This window comes from Nocardia sp. NPDC058244 (assembly GCF_042882065.1).
Lineage (GTDB): Bacteria > Actinomycetota > Actinomycetes > Mycobacteriales > Mycobacteriaceae > Nocardia.
In genome coordinates this window covers 306237-327981 of record NZ_JBHVWX010000006.1, presented here as the reverse complement: position 1 = coordinate 327981, position 21745 = coordinate 306237, and the positions used below count along the sequence as shown (strand labels likewise).

22 protein-coding genes and 1 tRNA gene are annotated in these 21745 nt (G+C 70.9%); 6 read left to right on the top strand and 17 right to left on the bottom strand.

Going from position 1 to position 21745, the window contains the following annotated elements:
* Positions 1-42: 42 nt before the first annotated feature.
* Complete coding sequence (locus tag ACFVW6_RS20905) at positions 43-1023, bottom strand: TerC family protein (protein ID WP_378831268.1); 981 nt, start codon at positions 1021-1023, stop codon at positions 43-45.
* A gap of 436 nt (positions 1024-1459) precedes the next feature.
* On the opposite strand from ACFVW6_RS20905, the gene ACFVW6_RS20900 reads away from it, so the two are divergent.
* Positions 1460-1533: transfer RNA gene (locus ACFVW6_RS20900), tRNA-Leu, on the top strand.
* Positions 1534-1696: 163 nt separating this feature from the next.
* On the opposite strand, the gene ACFVW6_RS20895 is transcribed toward ACFVW6_RS20900, so the two are convergent.
* Positions 1697-4258 carry a DNA translocase FtsK gene (locus ACFVW6_RS20895; RefSeq protein WP_378831270.1) on the bottom strand — a complete coding sequence of 854 codons (2562 nt, stop codon included), beginning with the start codon at positions 4256-4258 and terminating at the stop codon, positions 1697-1699.
* Positions 4259-4555: 297 nt separating this feature from the next.
* On the opposite strand from ACFVW6_RS20895, the gene ACFVW6_RS20890 reads away from it, so the two are divergent.
* Entirely contained in the window at positions 4556-4939 is a 384-nt protein-coding gene (locus tag ACFVW6_RS20890) for a DUF4189 domain-containing protein (protein ID WP_355277746.1), read from the top strand.
* Between the two features lie 36 nt (positions 4940-4975).
* Positions 4976-5530 carry a hypothetical protein gene (locus tag ACFVW6_RS20885; RefSeq protein WP_378831272.1) on the top strand — a complete coding sequence of 185 codons (555 nt, stop codon included), beginning with the start codon at positions 4976-4978 and terminating at the stop codon, positions 5528-5530.
* Positions 5531-5590: 60 nt separating this feature from the next.
* Here ACFVW6_RS20885 and ACFVW6_RS20880 read toward each other — a convergent pair whose 3' ends face one another.
* Together ACFVW6_RS20880 and dapA are read right to left on the bottom strand one after the other, a co-directional pair.
* The gene (locus ACFVW6_RS20880) at positions 5591-7627 is read right to left on the bottom strand and encodes a ribonuclease J (RefSeq protein WP_378831275.1); all 2037 of its coding nucleotides are present in this window, start codon (positions 7625-7627) and stop codon (positions 5591-5593) included.
* Positions 7624-8532, bottom strand: a complete 909-nt coding sequence (gene dapA, locus ACFVW6_RS20875; RefSeq protein ID WP_355277753.1) for a 4-hydroxy-tetrahydrodipicolinate synthase — start codon at positions 8530-8532, stop codon at positions 7624-7626. The genes ACFVW6_RS20880 and dapA overlap by 4 nt, the downstream gene beginning before the upstream one ends.
* A 149-nt stretch (positions 8533-8681) precedes the next feature.
* Between dapA and ACFVW6_RS20870 the strand changes: the two genes are divergently transcribed.
* On the top strand, positions 8682-9128 hold the full coding sequence (locus ACFVW6_RS20870; RefSeq protein ID WP_378831277.1) for a hypothetical protein: 447 nt from the start codon (positions 8682-8684) through the stop codon (positions 9126-9128).
* A gap of 4 nt (positions 9129-9132) precedes the next feature.
* Here ACFVW6_RS20870 and ACFVW6_RS20865 read toward each other — a convergent pair whose 3' ends face one another.
* From ACFVW6_RS20865 to ACFVW6_RS20820, 10 genes are all read right to left on the bottom strand, one after another.
* Positions 9133-10332 carry a winged helix-turn-helix domain-containing protein gene (locus tag ACFVW6_RS20865; protein ID WP_378831279.1) on the bottom strand — a complete coding sequence of 400 codons (1200 nt, stop codon included), beginning with the start codon at positions 10330-10332 and terminating at the stop codon, positions 9133-9135.
* Between the two features lie 40 nt (positions 10333-10372).
* On the bottom strand, positions 10373-11398 hold the full coding sequence (locus ACFVW6_RS20860; protein WP_355277761.1) for a hypothetical protein: 1026 nt from the start codon (positions 11396-11398) through the stop codon (positions 10373-10375).
* Entirely contained in the window at positions 11391-12611 is a 1221-nt protein-coding gene (locus tag ACFVW6_RS20855) for a sensor histidine kinase (protein ID WP_378831282.1), read from the bottom strand. Before ACFVW6_RS20855 ends, ACFVW6_RS20860 begins: the two co-directional genes overlap by 8 nt.
* Entirely contained in the window at positions 12608-13282 is a 675-nt protein-coding gene (locus ACFVW6_RS20850) for a response regulator transcription factor (RefSeq protein ID WP_355277765.1), read from the bottom strand. Before ACFVW6_RS20850 ends, ACFVW6_RS20855 begins: the two co-directional genes overlap by 4 nt.
* Positions 13283-13415: 133 nt before the next feature.
* Positions 13416-13634, bottom strand: a complete 219-nt coding sequence (locus ACFVW6_RS20845; protein ID WP_378831286.1) for a hypothetical protein — start codon at positions 13632-13634, stop codon at positions 13416-13418.
* Entirely contained in the window at positions 13631-13867 is a 237-nt protein-coding gene (locus ACFVW6_RS20840) for an NAD-dependent epimerase/dehydratase family protein (protein ID WP_387792416.1), read from the bottom strand. The genes ACFVW6_RS20845 and ACFVW6_RS20840 overlap by 4 nt, the downstream gene beginning before the upstream one ends.
* Entirely contained in the window at positions 13864-14316 is a 453-nt protein-coding gene (locus ACFVW6_RS20835) for an NAD(P)H-dependent oxidoreductase (protein ID WP_355277769.1), read from the bottom strand. Before ACFVW6_RS20835 ends, ACFVW6_RS20840 begins: the two co-directional genes overlap by 4 nt.
* Positions 14317-14319: 3 nt before the next feature.
* Entirely contained in the window at positions 14320-14817 is a 498-nt protein-coding gene (locus ACFVW6_RS20830) for a hypothetical protein (protein ID WP_378831291.1), read from the bottom strand.
* A complete protein-coding gene (gene dapB / locus ACFVW6_RS20825; protein ID WP_218717779.1) occupies positions 14814-15560 on the bottom strand; it encodes a 4-hydroxy-tetrahydrodipicolinate reductase in 747 nt (248 codons plus the stop codon). The genes ACFVW6_RS20830 and dapB overlap by 4 nt, the downstream gene beginning before the upstream one ends.
* Positions 15561-15634: 74 nt before the next feature.
* Complete coding sequence (locus ACFVW6_RS20820) at positions 15635-16741, bottom strand: alcohol dehydrogenase catalytic domain-containing protein (protein ID WP_378831294.1); 1107 nt, start codon at positions 16739-16741, stop codon at positions 15635-15637.
* Positions 16742-16875: 134 nt separating this feature from the next.
* Here ACFVW6_RS20820 and ACFVW6_RS20815 point away from each other — a divergent pair, with 134 nt between their 5' ends.
* Complete coding sequence (locus ACFVW6_RS20815; RefSeq protein WP_355277861.1) at positions 16876-17271, top strand: VOC family protein; 396 nt, start codon at positions 16876-16878, stop codon at positions 17269-17271.
* Here the strand turns inward: ACFVW6_RS20815 and ACFVW6_RS20810 are convergent.
* Complete coding sequence (locus ACFVW6_RS20810) at positions 17268-18473, bottom strand: MFS transporter (protein ID WP_355277775.1); 1206 nt, start codon at positions 18471-18473, stop codon at positions 17268-17270. The genes ACFVW6_RS20815 and ACFVW6_RS20810 overlap by 4 nt on opposite strands.
* A gap of 92 nt (positions 18474-18565) precedes the next feature.
* Between ACFVW6_RS20810 and ACFVW6_RS20805 the strand changes: the two genes are divergently transcribed.
* Positions 18566-18898, top strand: a complete 333-nt coding sequence (locus tag ACFVW6_RS20805; protein ID WP_355277778.1) for a helix-turn-helix domain-containing protein — start codon at positions 18566-18568, stop codon at positions 18896-18898.
* Between the two features lie 4 nt (positions 18899-18902).
* Here ACFVW6_RS20805 and ACFVW6_RS20800 read toward each other — a convergent pair whose 3' ends face one another.
* Together ACFVW6_RS20800 and ACFVW6_RS20795 are read right to left on the bottom strand one after the other, a co-directional pair.
* Entirely contained in the window at positions 18903-20342 is a 1440-nt protein-coding gene (locus ACFVW6_RS20800) for a tetratricopeptide repeat protein (protein WP_378831297.1), read from the bottom strand.
* A gap of 57 nt (positions 20343-20399) precedes the next feature.
* Positions 20400-21731 carry a pitrilysin family protein gene (locus tag ACFVW6_RS20795; RefSeq protein WP_357345696.1) on the bottom strand — a complete coding sequence of 444 codons (1332 nt, stop codon included), beginning with the start codon at positions 21729-21731 and terminating at the stop codon, positions 20400-20402.
* Positions 21732-21745 lie beyond the last annotated feature (14 nt).

Here is a 21745-nt window from a genome sequence, read left to right as displayed (position 1 = left end):
ACAGCGCTGCCCGGAACCACGGTGGTTCCGGGCAGCGCGCGGTCAGGAGGAGGTGGTGCGACGGGTCTTGAGCAGACTCGCCACCGTGGCGATCACCAGGATGCCGATGATCACGCTCAGCGAGAACACGGTGGAGATCTCCGGCACGCTCACGTGCTCACCGCCGTTGATGAACGGCAGCGTGTTCTCGTGCAGCGCGTGCAGCACGAGCTTGACGCCGATGAACGCCAGGATGGCGGCCAGGCCGTAGGACAGGTACACCAGGCGGTCGAGCAGGCCGCCGATGAGGAAGTACAGCTGCCGCAGGCCCATCAGCGCGAAGGCGTTGGCCGTGAATACCAGGTAGGGCTGTTCGGTGAGGCCGTAGATGGCCGGAATCGAGTCCAGCGCGAACAGCAGGTCGGCGAAGCCGATGGCCAGCAGCGCCAGCAGCAGCGGGGTCACCACACGTTTGCCGTCGATCCGGGTGACGAGCTTGTCGCCGTCGTACTGGTCGGTGGTGGGCAGGATCCGCTTGGCCAGCGCGACGATCCGGCTGTCGCGTTGCTGCTCGTGCTCGACCTCGTGTCCACTCTCGCGCAGCAGGTTGACCGCGGTATAGATCAGGAACGCACCGAACAGGTAGAACACCCAGCTGAACGCGCTGATCGCGGCCGCGCCGACGGCGATGAACGCACCGCGCATCACCAGCGCCAGCACGATGCCGATCAACAGCACCTTCTGCTGGTAGATCCGCGGCACGGCGAAGGTGCTCATGATGATCAGGAAGATGAACAGGTTGTCCACCGAGAGCGCCTTCTCGGTGACGAAGCCCGCGTAGTACTCCCCGGCGTAGGTGCCGCCCCATTTCCAGGCGACGAACAGGCCGAACAGCAGCGCCAGGGTGATGTAGACGGCCGACCAGAAGCCCGATTCCTTGAAGGTCGGTTCGTGCGGCGTGCGCACATGGGCGAAGAAGTCGAAGACGAACAAGCCGAGGATCACCAGACCGGTGATCACCCACTCGAGCGTGGTCACCTGCATGTGGTGGTCCGATCGATGAAGTTCATGCCGTCCATCATGCCCGAAATGTCCGTTTCAGTCGGCTTTGCGGAACGCTTGCTCGTCATGATTTCACACACAGGCACGCTGACCTGCGCACGGGCCGGTCGGCGCGTCGGAAAAATCCGTTTCGCCGGGCGCCGACCGCTGCTACCGTCGACGCATCGTCACCCCATCGGTACCCCGAGAGGAGCTAGCCGTGAACGGATCCACCGCGAAGTACGAACGCCGTGTCGAGATGCACCGGCTACCCCTGGGTGCCGTGCTGCCGCAGCGCCTGTCGAGCGCACGCGGCGACTGCTGACCGGCATCGTCCGGCGCTGAGCGCCAGGCACCCCTCCCCCACGCGCGAGCCGACCGCTCGCGGACCTGTCACGTACCCCAGCCCGCCGCGGCGCGGCCCGGGGCGATCAGTCATTCCCTCGTAGCCCAACTGGCAGAGGCACCGGTCTCAGGTACCGGCAAGTGCGAGTTCGACTCTCGCCGAGGGAACCGTTCACCACTCCCGGCTCACGCAGGTGCCGACGGGCTCTCATAAGGCCCGGACGCGCGGTTCGACTCCGCGGTGAGCCACGGTCCCTCCTCGTTCGTCGCCGACTACTCCCGGCACGGTCAGAGCAAACCAGTATCGCGCGCCGACCGGCGTGCGTTCGACCTACTCGTCCTCGGCGCCGCCGGGGTCGCCACCCCGGATCGACCACAGCAAGCCGTCCAGTTCGTCGGGCTTGATCAGCACGTCGCGCGCCTTCGAGCCCTCGCTGGGCCCGACGACGCCGCGCGTCTCCATCAGGTCCATCAACCGGCCCGCCTTGGCGAAGCCGACCCGCAGCTTGCGCTGCAGCATCGAGGTGGAGCCGAACTGCGAGGTGACCACGAGTTCGACCGCCTGCAGCAGCACGTCCATGTCGTCGCCGATGTCGGGATCGACGTCCTTGACCTCGCCTGCCTTGGCGGCGGTCACGCCCTCCTGGTACTCCGGTTCGGCCTGGGTCTTGCTGAACTCGACGACCGCGTGGATCTCCTCGTCGGAGATGAACGCGCCCTGCAGACGGGTCGGCTTGCCCGCGCCCATCGGCAGGAAAAGGCCGTCGCCCATGCCGATCAGCTTCTCCGCACCGGGCTGATCCAGGATGACGCGCGAGTCGGTGAGCGAGGAGGTCGCGAAGGCCAGCCGCGAGGGCACGTTGGTCTTGATCAGGCCGGTGACCACGTCCACCGAGGGGCGCTGGGTCGCCAGCACCAGGTGGATACCGGCGGCGCGGGCCTTCTGGGTGATCCGCACGATCGCGTCCTCGACGTCGCGCGGCGCGGTCATCATCAGGTCGGCGAGCTCGTCGACGATGGCCAGGATGTAGGGGTAGGGCCGGTACACCCGCTCGCTGCCCAGCGGCGCGGTGATCTGGCCCGACTTGACCTTCTTGTTGAAGTCGTCGATGTGGCGGACCTTGTTGGCCTGCATGTCCTGATAGCGCTGCTCCATCTCCTCGACCAGCCAGGCCAGCGCGGCGGCGGCCTTCTTCGGCTGGGTGATGATGGGCGTGATCAGGTGCGGAATACCCTCGTACGGCGTGAGTTCCACCATCTTCGGGTCGATCAGGATCATCCTGACCTCGTCCGGGGTGGCCCGGTGCAGCAGCGAGACCAGCATCGAGTTGACGAAGCTCGACTTACCGGAACCGGTGGAACCGGCCACCAGCAGGTGCGGCATCTTGGCCAGGTTCGCCGAGACGAACTCACCCTCGATGTTCTTGCCGAGGCCGATCACCAGCGGATGGTGGTCGTTGCGGGTGTGCGGCGACTTGAGCACATCGGCCAGGCGCACCAGCTCTCGGTCGGAGTTGGGCACCTCGATGCCGACCGCGGATTTGCCGGGGATCGGCGCGAGCAGGCGCACGTTCTCGGTCGCGACCGCGTACGCGAGGTTGCGGGCCAGCGCGGTGATCTTCTCGACCTTGACGCCGGGGCCCAGCTCCACCTCGTAGCGGGTGACCGTCGGGCCGCGCACGAAACCGGTGACCGCGGCGTCGATCTTGAACTGCACCAGCACCTCGGTGATCGCCTCGATCATCGATTCGTTGGCGGCCGAACGCTTCTTGGGCGGTTCACCGTCGAGCAGCAGCGTCAGCGGCGGCAGCGTGTAGTCGCCGTCGACGACCCGGTCGGTGACGAACTCCGGCGCCGCGGGCGGCGGCGGGGTCTGGTCGACGACCTTGGCGGGCGGACGCTTGCGGGCCGGCTTGGGCGCGGGTTCGGGCGCGGGCGGTTCCTCGTCGAGCTGCAGTTGCTTCGCCTCGCGCAGCGGCGGTTCGCCGAGCGATTCGGTGCGCGCGTCGGAGCCGCCGAATTCGTCGGTCGGGTAGTTGTCGTCGGGGGTCCGGCCACGACGACGGGTGCCGTTGCGGTGCAGCGGGAAACCGTCGTCGTCGTAATTGGCCGGATCGTAGGGATCGTCGTCGTCGCCGTGTTCGCCGAGGCCGAAGTACTCCCGCAGCACCGCGGGCACCTCGCGCACCGTCGTCCCGGTGAGCAGCAGCACGCCGAACACCATGGCCAGCAACAGGATCGGCAGCGCCAGCCAGGGCGTGAGGCCCTGCCCGAGCGGGCCGCCGATGGCATAGCCGAGGATGCCCGCCGCCCGCGAGCGCCCGTGCGCGTCGGTGGGTGACCCGGCGGCCAGGTGCCAGATGCCGAGCGCGGGCAGCACCACGAGCAAGCCGCCCAGCACCAGCCGGGGCCGGATCTCCGGGTGCGGCTCGGTGCGCATGAGTACCACGGCGAGCGCGATGAACAGCAGCGGCGCCAATCCGCCCGCCGTCCCCGCGATGGCGCGCACGACGTCTTCGAGGAAACGGCCGACCGGTCCGCCCGCCGAGAGCCACATGGCGGCGGCGATGATCGCGCTCACCGCGATGAGCGCCAGGCCGATGCCGTCGCGCCGGTGCCGGTGCTCGATCTCGCCCGCCCGGCTCAGCGTGCGGGTGGTGGCGCCGACGCCGCGGGCCAGCATGGTCCAGCCGCTGCCGACGCCGCGCCCGATCACGGCCAGCGGCGCGGTGTTCGACGCGCGTTTGACGGGTCGGCGGGCGGGGGCGGTGCGCCCGCGTGGCGCCGCCGACGCTCGCGGTGTCGTGGAACGAGATCGCGGCGGCGGCGTCTGCCCCCGGCTCGATCCCGCCCGCGCCCGAGAGGTCGTGGTGCTGCGGGACTTACCTGCCATGACCATCAGGCTAGCCGCTCAGGCCCCGTCCGGACCATCCGCAACACTGGTCCCACCCCGGTTGCGACGCTGATCTCACCCGGAGTCGCAGGTCGCGGGGCCCCGGTCGGGACGGGGAGAACTCGCGCCCGACCGCGTTTCGCGGCCCGTGGCTTATCGAATCCTTGTCGAACCCCTGTAATTCGGCCGTTTCGGCGCCGGATCGGTGGCGCGCGCGACGATCGGGCCGTTACGTTGACTGCGCTCGATCGGGTCGATGACCCGCAGCTCGTGAAGGGGAAGCTACACGTGAAGAGAATGCTCACCAGCGTTGCCGTTTTCGGCGCGACGACCGCGGCCTTGGTCGCGGGCCACATCGCTCCGGCCAACGCGCAAGGGAGCTACTACGGCGCCATCGCGGTGTCGGTCAAACCGGGGGTCTACGGGTACGCCACCGACTACGGCAGCTATGCCGACGCGGAGGCGGGGGCGATGGCGGCCTGCCGCCGCGGCGGAGGCGGCGGCGGGTGCGATGTGAAGGTGTCCTACCGCAACGGCTGTGGCGCGATCGCGATCTCGCGCGGCTGGTGGAGCTACGGCTCCGCGTCGACCATCGGCGGCGCCAAACGCGAAGCGCTGAACAACAATCCGGGCAACGCCGCCATCAAGCACTGGAACTGCACCAGCGGTTACCAGCTCTAGCCCGACCCGTCTCCGAACCGTATCTGGGGAGTTGCAGTGAACAACCGTCCAATGAAGACCGCCGCCGCCCTCGTCGCGATCGTCGCGGCCCTCGGGCTCAGCGCGTGCAGCAGCGATGCGAGCTCGTCGAGCGCGGGCGCGAGCAGCACGACCGCCGCGGGCGCCGGCTTCGAATCGGGCAGCACCAAGCAGGGCAAGGAAGAGGGCGGCGATCTCGCCGTCACCACCCCGCCCAACCTGCCCAAGCCGACCGCCGAGGAGCTCAACAGCCGGATCAACAGGGCGCTGGCGGGCAAGCTCACCGGTGACGAGAAGAAGACCTACATCGAGGACGCCGATCAGGATCCGATGCTGGTCGACAAGTTCGTCGACGCCGCGAACAAGAACAAGGTGACCGTCGCGATCACCAAGGTCGGCGAGCCCGCCGACGGCAAGCTCAAGGCCGACGCCGACGTCACCATCGACGGCAAGCCGGTGCAGGACGCCTTCGTCGACTTCGTCGCCGAGGACGATTCCTGGAAGGTCTCGCACACCTTCGCCTGCAACATCGTGAAGTCGGCGAAGCTCGACTCCGCGGCCTGCCAGGCCTGACCGACGAACGAGGAACCGCCGGGTGACGCTGTCACCCGGCGGTTCTCGTGTCCGGGTGGATCAGACGCCGATGACCGTCGGCACGATCATCGGGCGGCGGCGGTAGGTGTCGGCGACCCAGCGGCCGACCACCCGGCGCACGCCCTGGGCGATGCGATGGGTGTCGGTGATGCCCTCGCCGGCCAGCCGCAGCAGCTCGGACTCCACCAGCTCGTTCGCGCCGTTGAGCGCGGTCGGGTCGTCGGAGAAGCCGCGCCCGTTGAGCTCGGTGCTGACCGCCTTGCCGGTGGTCGAGTCGATGACGACGGTGATCGAGATGAAGCCGCCCTCGCCGAGGACCAGGCGGTCCGACAGGGTCGACTCGCCGACGTCGCCGACCGAGAGACCGTCGACGTAGACGTGCCCGACCGGCACCCGGCCGACGATGGAGGCGATGCCGTCGACCAGGTCGACCACCACGCCGTCCTCGGCCAGCACGACCCGCTCCTCCGGCACGCCGGTAGCCACCGCGAGCGCGGCGTTGGCGCGCAGGTGCCGCCACTCGCCGTGCACCGGCATGGCATTGGTCGGGCGCACCGCGTTGTACAGGTACAGCAGCTCACCGGCGGAGGCGTGCCCGGAGACGTGCACCTTCGCGTTCTGCTGGGTGATGACGGTGGCGCCGAGCCTGGCCAGGCCGTTGACCACCGCGAACACCGAGTTCTCGTTGCCGGGGATCAGCGAGGAGGCCAGCACGATCAGGTCGTCGGCGCGGATGTTGATCTGGCGGTGATCGCCACGCGCCATCCGGGCCAGCGCCGAGAGCGGCTCGCCCTGGGAACCGGTGGAGATCAGCACCAGGCGGTTGCCGGGCAGGTTCGCGGCCTGATCCATCTCGACGACCACGTTGTCGGGCACCGTCAGGTAGCCCAGGTCCTGCGCGATCTGCATGTTGCGCACCATCGAGCGACCGACGAAGCAGACCTTGCGGTTGTACTTCTGCGCCACGTCGACGACCTGCTGGATGCGGTGCACGTGGCTGGCGAAGGAGGCGACGATGACGCGGTTGCGCGCCTTGCCGATGACGTTGTCGAGCACCCCGCCGATCTCGCGCTCGGGCGTGACGAAGCCGGGGACCTCGGCATTGGTGGAGTCGACCAGGAACAGGTCGACACCCTCGTCGCCGAGCCGGGAGAACCCGGCCAGGTCGGTCAGGCGGCCGTCGAGCGGCAGCTGGTCGAGCTTGATGTCACCGGTATGCAGCACGACGCCGGCCTGGGTGCGGATGGCGACCGCGATGGCGTCGGGGATCGAGTGGTTGACCGCGAAGTACTCGCACTCGAACGGGCCGTGCACGGTGGTCTCGCCCTCGGCGACCTCCATGAGCTTGGGCTGCAGCCGGTGCTCACGGCACTTGGCGGCGACCAGCGCGAGGGTGAACTTCGCGCCGATCACGGGGATATCGGGGCGGTTGCGCAGCAGGAACGGCACCGCGCCGATGTGGTCCTCGTGACCGTGGGTGAGCACGATGGCGACGATGTCGTCCATCCGGTCCTCGATGGGCCGGAAGTCGGGCAGGATCAGGTCGACGCCGGGCTGCTGGTCCTCGGGGAACAGCACACCGCAGTCGACGATCAGCAGCTTGCCGTCGTACTCGAAGACGGTCATGTTGCGGCCGATTTCGCCGATGCCGCCGAGCGCGAGCACCCGCAGGCCGTTCTTGGGCAGCTTGGGCGGGGTACCGAGGCGGTCCTGGGGCGCCTTCTCGCGCGGCTCGGCCACCGGCGCGGAACCGCGGCCACGGCCGCCGCCCTGCCTGCCACGGCCACCGCCGCGGGCCTGCTGCTGCGGCGCCTGCTCGGCGGCGGGCTTGCTCTTGGCGCGGCGCGCGGAGGTCTTCTTCGGTGCGGTGACCTGCTCCTCGGCGACGCTGATCAGATCGGTGCCCACCTCGGCCTCGCCGACCAGGTTGGCCTCGGCGACGATCTCGGCGACCGGCTCGGGCACGGCCTGCTTCGGCGGCGCGACCGGCTCGACCGGGGTCGGCGTCGGTTCGGGCGCGCCCGCGGCGCGACTGGCGGACCGGCGGCGCGGCTTACGTGCGGTGGGTTCGGTCATTCCGACACCCCCGCGGCCTGCAGATCCAGCGCCAGCGCGTCGAGCTGCGCCTGCGTCGGCATCAGCTGGGGCAACCGGGGTTCACCCACATCGACACCGAGCAATCGAAGAGCTCCCTTGCACATCGCCACACCTCCCAGGCGGGTCATGGCCGCGAACAGCGGCAGCAGAGTCGCGTTGATCTCCCTGGCCCTGGCCACGTCACCGGCCGTGTAGGCCTGGTGGATCTCGCGCAGGCGCTCGGGCACGACGTGACCGATCACGCTGATGAAGCCGGTGGCGCCGACCGAGAGCCAGGGCAGGTTGAGGCCGTCGTCACCGGAGTAGAAGTCCAGTCCGGTGGTCGCGATGAGATCGGCACCGGAGACCAGGTCGCCCTTGGCGTCCTTGACCGCGACGATGTTCGGATGATCGGCGAGGCGGCGGATCGTGTCGATGGCGATCGGCACGATCGACCGCGGTGGAATGTCGTAGAGCGTCACCGGCAGCGCGGTGGCGTCGGCGACCGCGGTGAAGTGCGCGAGCAGGCCCTCCTGCGTGGGCCGCGAGTAGTACGGCGTCACCACGAGCAGGCCGTGCGCGCCCGCGTTCTCGGCCGCGCGCGCCAGTTCGATGGAGTGCGCGGTGTCGTAGGTGCCCGCGCCCGCGATCACGGTGGCGCGGTCGCCGACCGCGTCGACGACGGCGCGCAGCAGCTCGGCCTTCTCGTGCTCGGTGGTGGTCGGCGACTCACCCGTGGTCCCCGAGATGGCCAGCAGGTCGACGCCGCGGTCCACCAGGCGTGCGGCCAGGGCCACACCGGCATCGACGTCGACCTTGCCCGCAGCGCTGAAGGGGGTCACCATCGCGACACCTACCGTGCCGGACGCGTGCAGCTCCGTTGGCGTCGATTCACCGTTCGTCATGGTCAGAAAGGCTACCCGGTCGCCGGATGAGCCTCGACACCCTAGCGGCCGATCCGGCTGCCGGTGGGTGTTTTTCGCCGTCTTCCCTGTTCGGCGGTGACATCACGACCTTCCTTGCGCGCCGTCAGATATGACGTCACACTGATGTCATGGATCTGAGCGCTCATACCGCGCGGCTGCGCGAGGAACTGATCGCCGCCGCGGCCCTCGGCGACGAGAAAACGCAGGCCACCGCCGCCGCACTGGCCGCGGCGGTGGAGAGTTCGAGCAGGCTGGTGCTGCTGTCGGCGCTGTCGGAGCTGGCCGCGGAGATCAGCGCCGAACTCGGCGACCGCACCGTGCACGTCCGCCTCGACGGCACCGAGGCGGTGGCCGACGTGCGCAAGAACACGCCGTCGGGCTCCGACGAACAGCCGACCTTCGAGGAGATGACCGGGGACATCAGCCGCGTCACCCTGCGCCTGGTCGAACAGCTCAAGTCCAAGGCCGAGGAAGCCGCGGCGCAGAACGGGCAGTCGCTGAACTCCTGGCTCTCGGGCGCGGTCACCAACACCCTGCGCGATCAGATGCGCGGCCAGGGCCCGAAGGGCTGGTAACCGGTCACAGCAGCGGGGCGAGGTCGCCCCGCTCGCCGACGACGACCTCGTCGAGTTCGAGCCAGTCGGCCATCTCCCGCAGCGCGCCGCGCAGCGCGTGCGCGGTCTCGGCCGTCGCGTAGCCCGGCTCGGCGAACGCGCCGGGCGCGAGCAGCCTGCCGCTGCCCCGCTCGGCGCGCAGGTCGACGCGGCCGACCAGGACGCCGTCGAGCAGGAACGGGAAGACGTAATAGCCGTGCACCCGTTGGGGTTCGGGCGTGTAGATCTCGATGCGGTAGTGGAAGTCGAAGATCCGCTGGGTGCGCGGGCGGAAGAAGATCAGCGGGTCGAACGGGCACAGCAGGGCGGCGCCGGTGATCCGGCGCGGGGTGCTCGCCTCCGGGTGCAGGTAGGCGGGTGCGTCCCAGCCGGCGACCTCGACCGGGAGCAGTTCGCCCGCGTCGACGAGAGCGGCGATCGCGGGGGCGCTCTGACGCCGGTTCAGGCGGTAGTAGTCGCGCAGGTCGGTCTCGGTGCCGATGCCCAGCGCCCGGCTGGAGCGGCGCAGCAGTTCGCGCACGGCGTCGTCCTCGCCGATCTCGCGGTCGAGGACGTCGGCCGGGACGACGCGTTCGGTCAGGTCGTACAGGCGGGTGAATCCGGCCCGGCGCGCGATGGACAGTTCGCCCGCGGCGAAGAGCTGTTCGCACACCATCTTGGTGTCGCTGAGATTCCACCAGGTGCCCTTGGAGCGGGGCTTGTCCAGCTCCAGGTGGCGTTCGATCTCGCCCGCGCTGGACGCGCCGACCTCGGTGACGACATCGAGGATGTCCTTGCCCAGGGTCGGATTCCGCTCGACGACCTTGCGCATCCCCGACCAGCGCCCGTGCCGGTACTCGGCCATCCGCCAGCGCAGCAACGGCCAATCCGCGACCGGGATCAGCGCCGCCTCGTGCGCCCAGTACTCGACCAGGCCGCGGCGGGCGCGCGGGCTGTCGCTCCACGCCGCCTGCTCGAGCAGGCCGCGGTCGTAGGGACCGATCCGGCTGAACACCGGCGCGTAGTGCGCCCGAACCACCGCCGACACCGAATCCAGTTGCAGCAGACGGGTTCTGGCGACGACATCGAGGACGGCCCGCCGATTCGGGTTGGCCGGGCGACGTTTGCCGAAACCCTGCGCGGCCAGCGCGATCCGCCGGGCTGTCGCCGCATTCATCCGCTGCATTCCCTCAGCCTGGCACAGGGGTACGACAGATCGGCGCGGCTCAGGTCGAGACCCGCACGACCCCCGCGGTATCGATCTCGGTGCGCCGGTCGCCGGTCGCGGCCGCGGCCAGCACGGTCGCCACCCAGCGCCGCCCGATCGGCAGCACCCGCACGGTGACCGTGCCCTCCTGCGCGGCGTCGAGCGCCTCGATGGCGGCGTCGATCACGTTGTGGCGCACCCAGGTCGGCACCCCACGGAACCCGCCGTCGTCGAGCAGGGTCACCTCGACACCGCGCGCCCTGGCACCGCGCGCGGCGGCGCTGAGCTGTTCGGTGACCAGTTCGGGAGCCCGCAGTCCGTCGCGCAGTTCGGCTTCGAGCAGCCGGCACTGTTCGCGTTCGCCGTCGGTGAGATGGGCGCCCTCGGCGATGCGCGCGAGGATCGGCCGGGCGCGCAGCTCGAGCCGGGTCAGCTGCCGGTCGCGTTCGGCGCTCGCCGCGGCCAGCGCCGCCTCGGTCGCCGCGCGCCGGTTGGCCTGGCCGCGCAGCTCGCGCAGCGAGCGCTGGGTGGGCCGCACGATCGCCATGAACACCGTCACCACGCCGACGGTGGCGACCGGGGTCAGCGCCCGCACCACCGTCTCCGGATGCCAGGAGGTGAACACGCCCATGGTGACGAGCACGGTCGCCGCGGCGGCGACGCCGAGCCAGGCCGACAGGATGCGTCCCCGCAGCACCAGCATGGCCAGCAGGTACGAGGTCGGGTAGGCGGTCCACAGCTGGTGCGAGAAGCCGGTGGGGTTCTCGATCCACGGCACCGTCAGCGCCATCGCGGCCGGTCCGGCGCAGGCGACGTAGGCGGTGGCGGGCCACGGCAGCGGATCCACCGGGAAGACCAGCACCACCAGCGCGGCGACGGCCATCAGCACCAGTGCGACGGCGGCCGGGATCGGCGGGACGATGTCGAAGTTCACCCGCAGGTACATGACGATGGTGGCCTCGAAGATCACCACGAACAGCCAGGCCATGCCGTCGCTGAGGCCGAACAGGTCCCGCATGCCGAACGGCAGGTCGCGCTCAGCCATGACTGCCCCACACCAGAGTCACCACGGTGCCGGCGCCGGGCGCGGACTCGACGAAGGCCGCCCCGCCGGGCAGGGTGCGCATCCGGCCCAGGATGCTGCCCGCGATGCCCATCCGGTCGGCGGGCACCCGGGCCGGGTCGAAGCCGGCGCCGTCGTCGGAGAGCACCACCTTGATGCCGCCGGTCGCCACGGTGACGGCCACGTCGCGCCGCACCCGCCTGCCCGCGACCTCCGCGTGGCGCACGCTGTTGCGCACGGCCTCGCTCAGCGCCGCGCCGAGTACCTGCGCCGATTCCAGCGGCAGACACAGGTCCGCGCCGCGGCGCGCCGCCTGGACCGGGATGTCGGCGTCGACCTCGCGCACCGCGGCCCGCAGGAACTCCACCGCGGCGGCCGCGTCGAGATGATCGAGTTCCGGTGCGCTGCGCGCCTGTTCGAGCTGTTCGAGGGTGCGGGTCGCCTGGGCGGACAGGGCCGCGGTGGAGCCGGCCGTGCGGGAGGCCTCCAGCAGGGTCGACAGCACCGCGTCGTGGATGAGCGCGGCGAACCGGGCGGCCTCGCGTTCGCGGGCCGCCGTCGCCGCGACCGTCGCCGCCCGCGAGCGCTGCCGGACCGCTTCCTTGTCGACCCGTTCGGCGGCGGTGCGCGCGTAGACCACGCACCACAGGAACAGCGCGGCCACGCCCAGTGCCCTGGTGACGTCGCCGAACAGCGCCCACGCCGTACTGTCCGGCACCACCGCGGCATTGGACGCGCTGGTCGCCACCGCGAGCACCGCCGCGAAGCACGACGCCGTGCGGACCGACCAGGCCAGCCCGCCCGCCATCACCCCGAGGACCAGCCCGCGATACGGCCACGACGCGAACGACCCGACGGTCACCACGGAGTACACCAGCGGCGTCGTCACCGTCGCCACCAGATAGCAGATCGCGGCCGCCGCGGCGACCCGGCGGATCGCGGTGACCGGCCCGCGCGCCGACACCACGGCCAGCGGCGCGAAGAACAGATACGCGGCCACCAGATGCACCTCGGGCCACACCGAGCGGTTGACCGGCTGGATCAGCACGGCGGGCAGTTCGAGGGCCATCACGATGATCGCGCCGACGCCGATCACCACGCCGAGCCTGCGCAGGATCTGGTCGGTCGCCGCCCGGGAGAGCTCGGTGTCCACCGCGACGGGCCCGGCTGCCGGGCGGACCGCGGTGGTGGTCACGGGCGCTGCTGACGTTCCGGCACGGGCAGCCAGCCGTCCTCGACGGCCCGTTTGTACAGGTCGGTCTTGGTGGGGGCGGGCCTGCCCGCGTCGGCGTACTTCTGCCGGATGCGGCCGAGATAGTCGTTGACGGTCTGCTCGGACAGGCCGGTCAGCCGGGCCACCCGCGACGCCTTCTCCCCGGAGGCGTACAGCATGAGCACTTCTTCCTGGCGCGGGCTGAGGCCGACGTCGGACAGCTGCGGGTCACCGTCGATCGCGGCGGCCCAGTCGGTGGTGACGACCTGTTCCCCGGAGGCGGCCCGGCGCACCGCGGCGACCACGGTCGCCACGCTCTCGGACTTGCGCAGCACCCCGAGCACGCCCGCCTTGGCCGCCGACCGCACCAGGAACGCGTTGTCGGCACCGGTGAACACCAGCACCTCGATGCCGCGTTCGCGCAGCGTGGTGACGTTGTCCTCGGGGGTCGAGCCGTCGGGCAGGCGCAGGTCGAGCACGACCAGGTCCAGGGCGTCGTCGGCGGCGAGCAGCCCGGCCACGGTGTCGGCGGTGGCGACGAGGTCCAGATCGGGTTCGGGCCCGAGCATGGCCGCCAGCCCGATCGCGACCGACTCGTGGTCCTCGACCAGCCCGATCCGCCGTACCGCCGGAGTCTGCTGCAACTCGCTCACCGACCACTCCCCATCCTCGAACACCCTTCGCGGCCAGCCCGCGACCCGTCGGTGTCGAGTTCTACCGCATCCGGCGCCCGCGTGTCAGCCCACCAGAATTCGGGGCCGTCGCGATTCGCCCCGGTCGGCCCGCTCAGGCGGTCCGGCGACGCCGCGTCCACCGGCGCGGCGCAGGCGACGCGACGATGCCGTGGGTGAGCAGGCTTTCCGCGGTGTCGAGCACCGATTGCCGGACGGGCAGGAAGGTGAGTCCGAGCTCGGCTCTCGCCTTCTCCGCGCTGACCCGCTCCCGCATGCCGAGCGCGGGCACCACGCGCTTGACGGTGTCGTCGGTCAGCGCGGCGAGCTTCACCAGCCAGCGGGGGCAGCGTGCGCGATGTCCCAGCCGTCGTCGGCGGTCAGGTCCGCCTGCACGAACTCCACCGCGCCGCCGAGCCGGTCGGCGAGCTCCACCAGATGCGTGCGCCGGTCGACCGCGTCGAGATCCCGCACGGTCGCCCTGACCTGATAGCCGTGTTCGAGCAACTCCCGGACGCAGTGCCCGGCGACGAATCCCGTCGCACCGGTCACCAAGCGGTGGCTCACTCCATCAGCTGCGCGGCGACCGTGGCGCCGAGATTCCAGCAGGCTTCGAGGTCGGGCTTGGCCGGTGCGCCCGAGACCACCACGTAGTCGGCGGCTTTCACCCAGCCGAGCCCGGTGGTGATGGCGGTGACGCCCTTCTCCGCGCCTTCGGTGCCCTCGTTGCCGTGGACGTAGAGCCCGAACGGACGCCCCCGGGTCGAATCGAGGCACGGGTAGTAGACGGTGTCGAAGGCGTGTTTGAGCGCGCCGCTCATGTAGCCGAGGTTGGCCGGGGTGCCGAGCAGGTAGCCGTCGGCCTCGAGCACGTCGACCGCGGTGACGGCCAGGGCGGCCCGGCGCACCACCTCCACGCCCTCGATCTCGGGATCGGTGGCGCCGGACACGACCGCTTCGAACATCGCCTGGGTGTGCGGCGACGGGGTGTGGTGCACGAGCAGCAACCTGGCCACGGTCTAGTCCTCGCGTTCCAGTTTTTCCAGGGCCACCGCGCGGCGCATGGTCTCGCGGGCCCTGGTGCGGTCGCCCGCGTAGTCGTAGGCGCGGGCCAGCCGGTAGGAGGAGCGCCAGTTGTCCGGATCGGCTTCCCATTCGGCCTTGATCCGCTCGAACAGCGCGTCGGCGGCGTCGCGCTCGATGCGGCCCGACGGCCGTCGCGGCAGCTCCGAGGTGTCGACCTCGAGGCCCTCCTCGTCGATCCGGCGGGCCAGGCGCTGGTGCGCGAACGCCGCCTGCAGCGTCGCCCCCACGATCCACACGCCGACGATCGGCAGCAGCAGCATGCCGATGCCGATCGCGATCCCCGCGAACCCGCCGTCGGCGATGTAGGCGATGGCGAGTCCGCCGAGGCGGAGGAAGTAGTAGACCAGCGCCAGCACCAGGAACGCCACCAGCGCGACGATCTTCGCGACCTGACGGTCGGGTCGCCACGCGGCGGGTTCGGACGCGTTCACAGATCCAGGAACGGGTCGAGTCCGACCGTCAGACCCGGACGTCCGGCGATCTCGCGCACCCCCAGCAGCACGCCCGGCGCGAAGGAATTGCGATCGATGGAATCGTGGCGGATGGTCAGCGTCTCGCCCTGGGTGCCGAACAGCACCTCCTGGTGCGCGACCAGCCCGGCCAGCCGCACCGAATGCACCCGCACCCCGTCGACGTCGGCGCCGCGGGCGCCCTCGAGCTCGGTGGTGGTGGCATCGGGGCTCAGGCCGACGCCGGCCTCGGCGCGGGCCGCGGCGATCAGCCCGGCGGTGCGGTAGGCGGTGCCCGAGGGCGCGTCGGCCTTGTTCGGGTGGTGCAGCTCGATGACCTCGACCGACTCGAAGAACCGCGCCGCCTGCTCGGCGAACCGCATCGACAGCACCGCGCCGATCGCGAAGTTCGGCGCGATCAGCACGCCGACCTCGGGCCGCTGGGCCAGCTGACCCCGCACCTCGGCCAGGCGGACCTCGTCGAAGCCGGTGGTGCCGACGACCGCGTGGATCCCGTTCTCGATCAGGAACTTGAGGTTGCCCATCACCACATCGGGATGGGTGAAATCGACGACCACCTGGGTGCCGGTCTCGGTGAACGTCTCCAGCGCGTCACCCTTGTCGACCTGGGCGACCAGCTCCAGATCGGCCGCCGCCTCCACGGCCGCGCAGATGGCCTGTCCGACCTTGCCACGTGCTCCGAGCACTCCGACCCGAATGGTCACCCGTATCTCCTCGTGTCTCGCTTCGCCCTTACCGGCAAGCCTATCGAGCAGCGACGGGTGACCCGGCGCCGAGGTCAGTCGAACACGATCACCTGGCGCAGCGCCGCGCCCGCCGCGAGCTCGTCCATCGCCGCGTTGACCTGGTCGAGCCCGATCCGGGCCGACACCAGCCGTTCCAGCGGGAGCGTGCCCGCGCGCCACCGGCGGACGTATTCGGGGATGTCGCGCTCGGGCACGGCCGAGCCGAGGTAGCTGCCGACGATGGTGCGGCCCTGCGCGACGAGCGCCAGCGGCGAGATGGTCGCGGTGGCGTCGGGGGCGGGCAGGCCGACCGTCACCGTGACGCCACCGGCCGCCGTGGCGGCGACGGCGGTCTCGAACGCCCGCACATTGCCCGCGGCCTCGACGACCACCTCCGCCTGGACCCCCTGCTCGGCGATCTCCCCCGGCGTGAATGCCGCTGTTGCTCCGAATTCCCTTGCCAGCGCCAGCTTTTCGGGGACGGTGTCGACGGCGATCACCTCGCCGAGGCCGAGCGAGACGGCGACGAGCACCGCGGCCATGCCGACGCCGCCGAGCCCGACGACCATGATCCGATCGCCCTTGCCCGGCTTCGCGGCATTGAGCAGCGCGCCGCCGCCGGTGAGCACCGCGCAGCCGAGCACCGCGGCGACCTCCGGCGGCACGTCGGCGTCGACCGGGACCACCGACCGCCGATCGACGACGGCGTGCGTGGCGAATCCGGACACGCCCAGGTGGTGGTGCACCTCGGCGCCGTCGCGGTGCAGCCTGCGACCACCGCCGAGCAGTTCACCGGCGTTGTTGGCGACGCTGCCCGGCGCGCACGGGGTGCGGCCGTTGCTCGCGCAGCCGGCGCACTCGCCACAGCGCGGCAGGAACGTCATCACGACCCGCTGCCCCACCGCCACATCGGTGACACCGTCGCCGACCGCCTCGATCAGGCCCGCCGCCTCGTGCCCGAGCAGCATCGGCACCGGCCGCACCCGGTTGCCGTCGACCACCGACAGGTCGGAGTGGCACAGCCCCGCCGCCTCGATCCGCACCAGCAGCTCCCCGGGGCCCGGCGCGGCCAGCTCGAGCTCGCACACGGTGATCGGCCGCGACTCGGCGAACGGCGCGGGCGCGGCGATGCGTTCCAGGACGGCTCCACGAATCCTCATGTGCGCGACGCTACCCCGCGCGACGATTGCACGATCCGGGATCGGTGGCTAATCTCGTTCGCGGTGATGGTGCTCCTGTCGGCCGCCTCGTACCGTGCCCAGGGTCGGCGCCATCACGAACAAGGAGAAATCCACTGTCAGTGCAGTTCAATCACACCATTGTCGGATGTCACGATAATCGGGAAACCGCCGAATTCTGGGCGGATCTCCTCGGGTTGGACGTAGGGAAAGAGTGGGGGCCGTTCATTCCGGTCCCCGTCGCCAATGGCGTCACCTTCGATTTCGCGAAGGTGCCTCCGCATGTTTCCGAAATCCAGCCGCAGCATTACGCATTCCTCGTCTCGGAATCCGAATTCGATGCTGCCTACGCCAAGATCCAGCGCTACCAGATGGATCATTGGGCCGACCCGATGCAACACGGGGTCAACGAGATCAATCACAACGACGGTGGCCGCGGGGTCTATTTCCTCGACCCCAACGGCCACTTCATGGAGTTGATCACCGTGCCGTACGGCGGCTGGCCCGCCTAGTGCGCACGCGCTGCTCGGGTTCCCCGGAGCCCGAGCAGCGCGGCCAGCACGCAGGCCACCGAGACCAGCACGATGAACCACGGGAAGACCGTCGACAGGCCCCAGGTGGTGGCCGCCCAGCCCGCGGCCAGGGTCGGCAGCGCCATCGCGGAGTAGGCCAGCAGGTAGTAGGCCGACATGGTCTCGCCCCGGCGGTGCGGCGGAACGACTTCCGACAGATGCCGCAGTGAACCACCGAAGCCGAGGCCGAAGGTCGCGCCGAGCACCAGCCCGGCCACGATGACGACGGCGGGCTGCTTGGTGGCCAGCGCCGGGATGGTGGCCAGCAGCGCGGCGGCCATACCGAGGTCACCGATGACGGCGGCGCGGCGCGCCGGAATCCGCGACGCGAACAGCTGCGCCAGCGCGGCGGCGAGCGCGGTGCTCGCCACGACGACGCCACCGAAGACCAGGTTGTGCACGCCGGTCTCCGCCGCGGCCAGCGAGGGGTACAGCGACAGCAGCACGCCCAGCACCGACCAGGCCGCCATCACACCGATCGCGGAGAACCAGAAATCTGCCCTGATCTCGTGCGGCACCGCCGGTTTCGCGATCGTGATCCGCGATTTCACCCGCGCGGTGTGCGGCTCGCGCACGGCCAGGATGCCCGCGCCCGCGACCAGGCAGACCGCCGCGATCACGACGTAGGGCGTGCGCAGCGGCGACGGCGCGTACTGCGCGAGCACCGCGGTGCCCAGCACCGCGACCGCGATGCCGACATTGAACGCCACCCCGCTGAGCTGGCCCGACCGGGCGCCGTGCGTCGGCCGCAGATCGAGCAGGGCCGCGGCGCCCGCCACGACGGTCGCGCCGACCGCGGCGCCGTGCAAGGCCCTGGCCAGCAACAGCATCGGCACCGAATCGGCGAGCAGGAACACCACCAGGCCGAGGATCATCGTGGCGAAGGCGGCCACCATCACCGGCTTGCGGCCGACCACATCGGAGATCCGGCCCGAGACCAGCACCGCGCCGAGCGCGGCCACCGCGTACACGGCGAACACCATGGTCGTGGTGAGCGGCGAGAAGTGCCACTCGGTCTGATAGATGCCGTAGAGCGGCGCGGGCGCGCCGGAGACACCGAGCGCCACCGCGCTGGCGGCGAGGACGAGTCCGTACGCCCACCGCTTCCCCGACTCGACCGGAGCGATCGTCGTCGCCACCATGGCAGCCCCTATCAGCAGAGTTTGATCACCATCGAACGACGTCGACCCTACGCCTAGTATGATGAGTATCAAACCCCCGAGTGAGGTAGATCATGACACAGGCTAACGGTCTCCCCCCGGCGCCGACCCTGCCGGTCGCCGGGCTCCCCACTGTCCTGAGCGCCTTGCACGATCCGGTCCGCCTCGAGATGGTTCGCCGCATGGCCAACGCGGGCGCCCCGGTGCGCTGCTCGGCGCTCTACGACGCGATCAACAAATCCACCGCGACCCACCACTTCAAGATCCTGCGCGAGGCGGGCCTGATCGAGCGCCTGACCATCGACGGCCAGACCTATCAGCGCCTGCGCGCCGAGGCCGTGGAGGACGCGGTCCCCGGCCTGCTGCCCGCCGTCGTGGCCGCCGCCAACCAGGCGGCGCCGGACTGAGGTCCTACGGCTGGTCCGCCCGGGACTCGAGCGCCCCTGGCGGCGGGGGACCGGCGGGCATCATCACCAGTTCGTGCCCGCGCACCTCGCCGCCGGCGATCTCGCCGCCACCCCACCACACGGCGGCACCGGCCGCGACCAGCAGGGCCAGGACCGTCGCCACGATCAGGGGGACGCGGCGATAGCCCGCCCGGTCCCGCGCCATCGCGAGGACGCCCTCGAACACGACGGTGCCCAGCACGATGCCGAGTACCGCCAGCAGCACGCCGAATGTCACCGGCTGCCGGGCCCATCCGCGTCCCAGCCCGGCGATGACGAGCAGCGGCACGCCGAGCAGCGCCGAGCCGACCAGCATTCCCAGCGCGAAGTCGAAGCCGTCCTCGGCCTCGGGATCGTCGCGTCCCGGCCGCTGCCAGGCGGTGAACAGCAGCAGATGACCGACCGCCGCCCCGAGCGCGCCGAGCACCACGCACCACCCGCCCAGCCGGACGAGCTCGACGTGCTGCGACCGCAGCGCGACCGCGCCGATATCGGCGACCACACCGGCACCGCCGACCGAGACCAGGGCGAACAGCGGCCGGGGCCGCAGCACCCTGGCCCGCAGATACCCGGCGGGCAACTGCCTGCGGAGCTTGCGGAACACCCCGAACCAGGCCAGCGGCAACGCGGCGAACAGCACCGGCGACAGCACGCGCAACCCGCTCGCGGGGATCCACATCGTGGCGAAGGCGAGGCCGGCCGCGAACACCCAGACCCAGGTGGCCAACCGCATCAGCGCCCGCCAGTGCACCTCGGCGAGCAGCCTGCGGGCCGTGGGATCGGTGGGCGTACGCGCGAGGAGCCCGCGCAGGATGGCCACGGCCCCGGCCCGGCCGTCGACGCCTTGGAACTCCAGTCTGGCCTGCAGGTTCAGCAGGTCGGTATGCGTCGGGTCGATGGCGAGCCCGGCCGCCACGTGTCTGCGGACCGCGTCCTGGTCGGTGAGCCGCTGGTAGATCTCGGCCGCCGCGCAGTGGACATCGGCGTCGTCGGGTACGAGCTCGACCGCCTCGGCCAGCACGGCCCGTGCCCGCGCCGGGTCGGGTTCGGGGCCGTAGGCGAGCAGCCAGGCCAGCATCAGCAGCGTCGGCGCGCTGTGCGGATTCAGCCGCACCGCGGTCTCGAGATGGCGCAGGGCACTGCGCGGATCGTCGAGGTGCACCGCGGCCATCCCGACCACCAGGTGGGCGTCGGGATGGTCGGGATCGGCGACGATCGCCTGCCCCGCCCAGCGCGACGCCTCGGCGGGCTCGTCACGGTCGAGCGCGATATTCCCCAGTGCCACCAGCACTTCCGGATCGTCGGGCGCGGTCGCCAGCGCCGTGCCGAGGATCCGCCGCGCTTCCTCGATCCGGCCGAGTTCCCTGGCCACCCGTGCGCGTTCGATCGCCGCCTGTACCGGCACGGCCTCTCCCCTCCCCTGTGCGGTCTTCCGCGTGCAGACTACCGCCGGGGCGCGGGCTCAGTGATCGACGAGTTTGCGGACCGCCGCGGGCAGGTCGCGGGTGCGCTGGTAGGGGCCCGCGATCGCCGCGCCGTAGGGGCGGGCGAGCAGGGTCCGGGCGATGGCGCTGACCTCGTCGGTGGTGACGGCGTCGATGCGGGCGAGGGTGGCCGAGACGCTGCGGTGGTTGCCGTAGCTGAGTTCGCTGCGGCCGATCCGGTTCATCCGCGAGGCGGAGTCCTCCAGCCCGAGGACGAGGCCGCCGCGCAACGAGCCCTTGGCGCGGGCGCATTCGGCGTCGGTGACGCCGTTGGTGGCCACGTCGACGAGCACGTCGCGCGCCAATGTCGTGACCTGGGCGAGGTTTTCGGGCTGGCAGCCGAGATAGACCGAGAACGCGCCGGTGTCGGCGAAGGTGTCGACACTCGAGTACACCGAGTACGCCAGGCCGCGTTCCTCCCGGATGCGCTGGAACAACCGGGAACTCAGGCCACCGCCGACAATGGTGTTGAGCACCGACAGCGGCCAGCGCTGCTGGCCTTCGTGCCTGCCGAAGGCGCGCACGCCGAAGACCAGGTGGGTCTGTTCGCTGTCGCGGTTGATCCGGACCAGGCTGGGCGCGGTCTGCGCGCGGAACCTGCCCTCGCGGCGCGGGGCCGGATCGGCGGCGGCGTCCAGGCGCGGCCCGAACGCGCGATGCACCAGTTCGACGGTGCGGTCGTGGTCGACATTGCCCGCCACCGCGACGACCATCCGGTCCGGCCGGTACCGGCGCTGATGGAACCCGCGCAGCTGGGCGGCCCGCATGCCCTCGATGGACTCGACGGTGCCGATCACCGGCCGACCGATCGGGTGGTCGCCGAACAGCGCGGTGAGGAAGGAGTCGGCGACCAGGTCCTCGGGGTCGTCGTCGCGCATGGCGATCTCCTCGAGCACCACCTGCCGTTCGACGTCGACGTCGACGGACCGGCACAGCCCGTTGAGCACCACGTCGGAGACCAGTTCCACGGCCAGCGGCAGGTCCTCGTCGATGACGTGGGCGTAGTAGCAGGTCTGTTCCTTGGCGGTGAACGCGTTGAGCTCACCGCCGACGGCGTCCATCGTCTGGGCGATGTCGAGCGCCGAGCGGGTGGGCGTCGCCTTGAACAGCAGGTGTTCGAGGAAATGCGCCGCGCCCGCGACGGTGGGACCTTCGTCGCGCGAGCCGACGCCGACCCACACCCCGATGGAGGCCGAGCGCACGCCGGGCACGTGCTCGGTCACCACGCGCAGCCCGCCGGGGAGCACGGTACGGCGCACACCACCGGTGGTGGAGACGTCGTCAGCGGTTTCGGTACTCGACTCGGTCAACTGTGGCTTCGTCA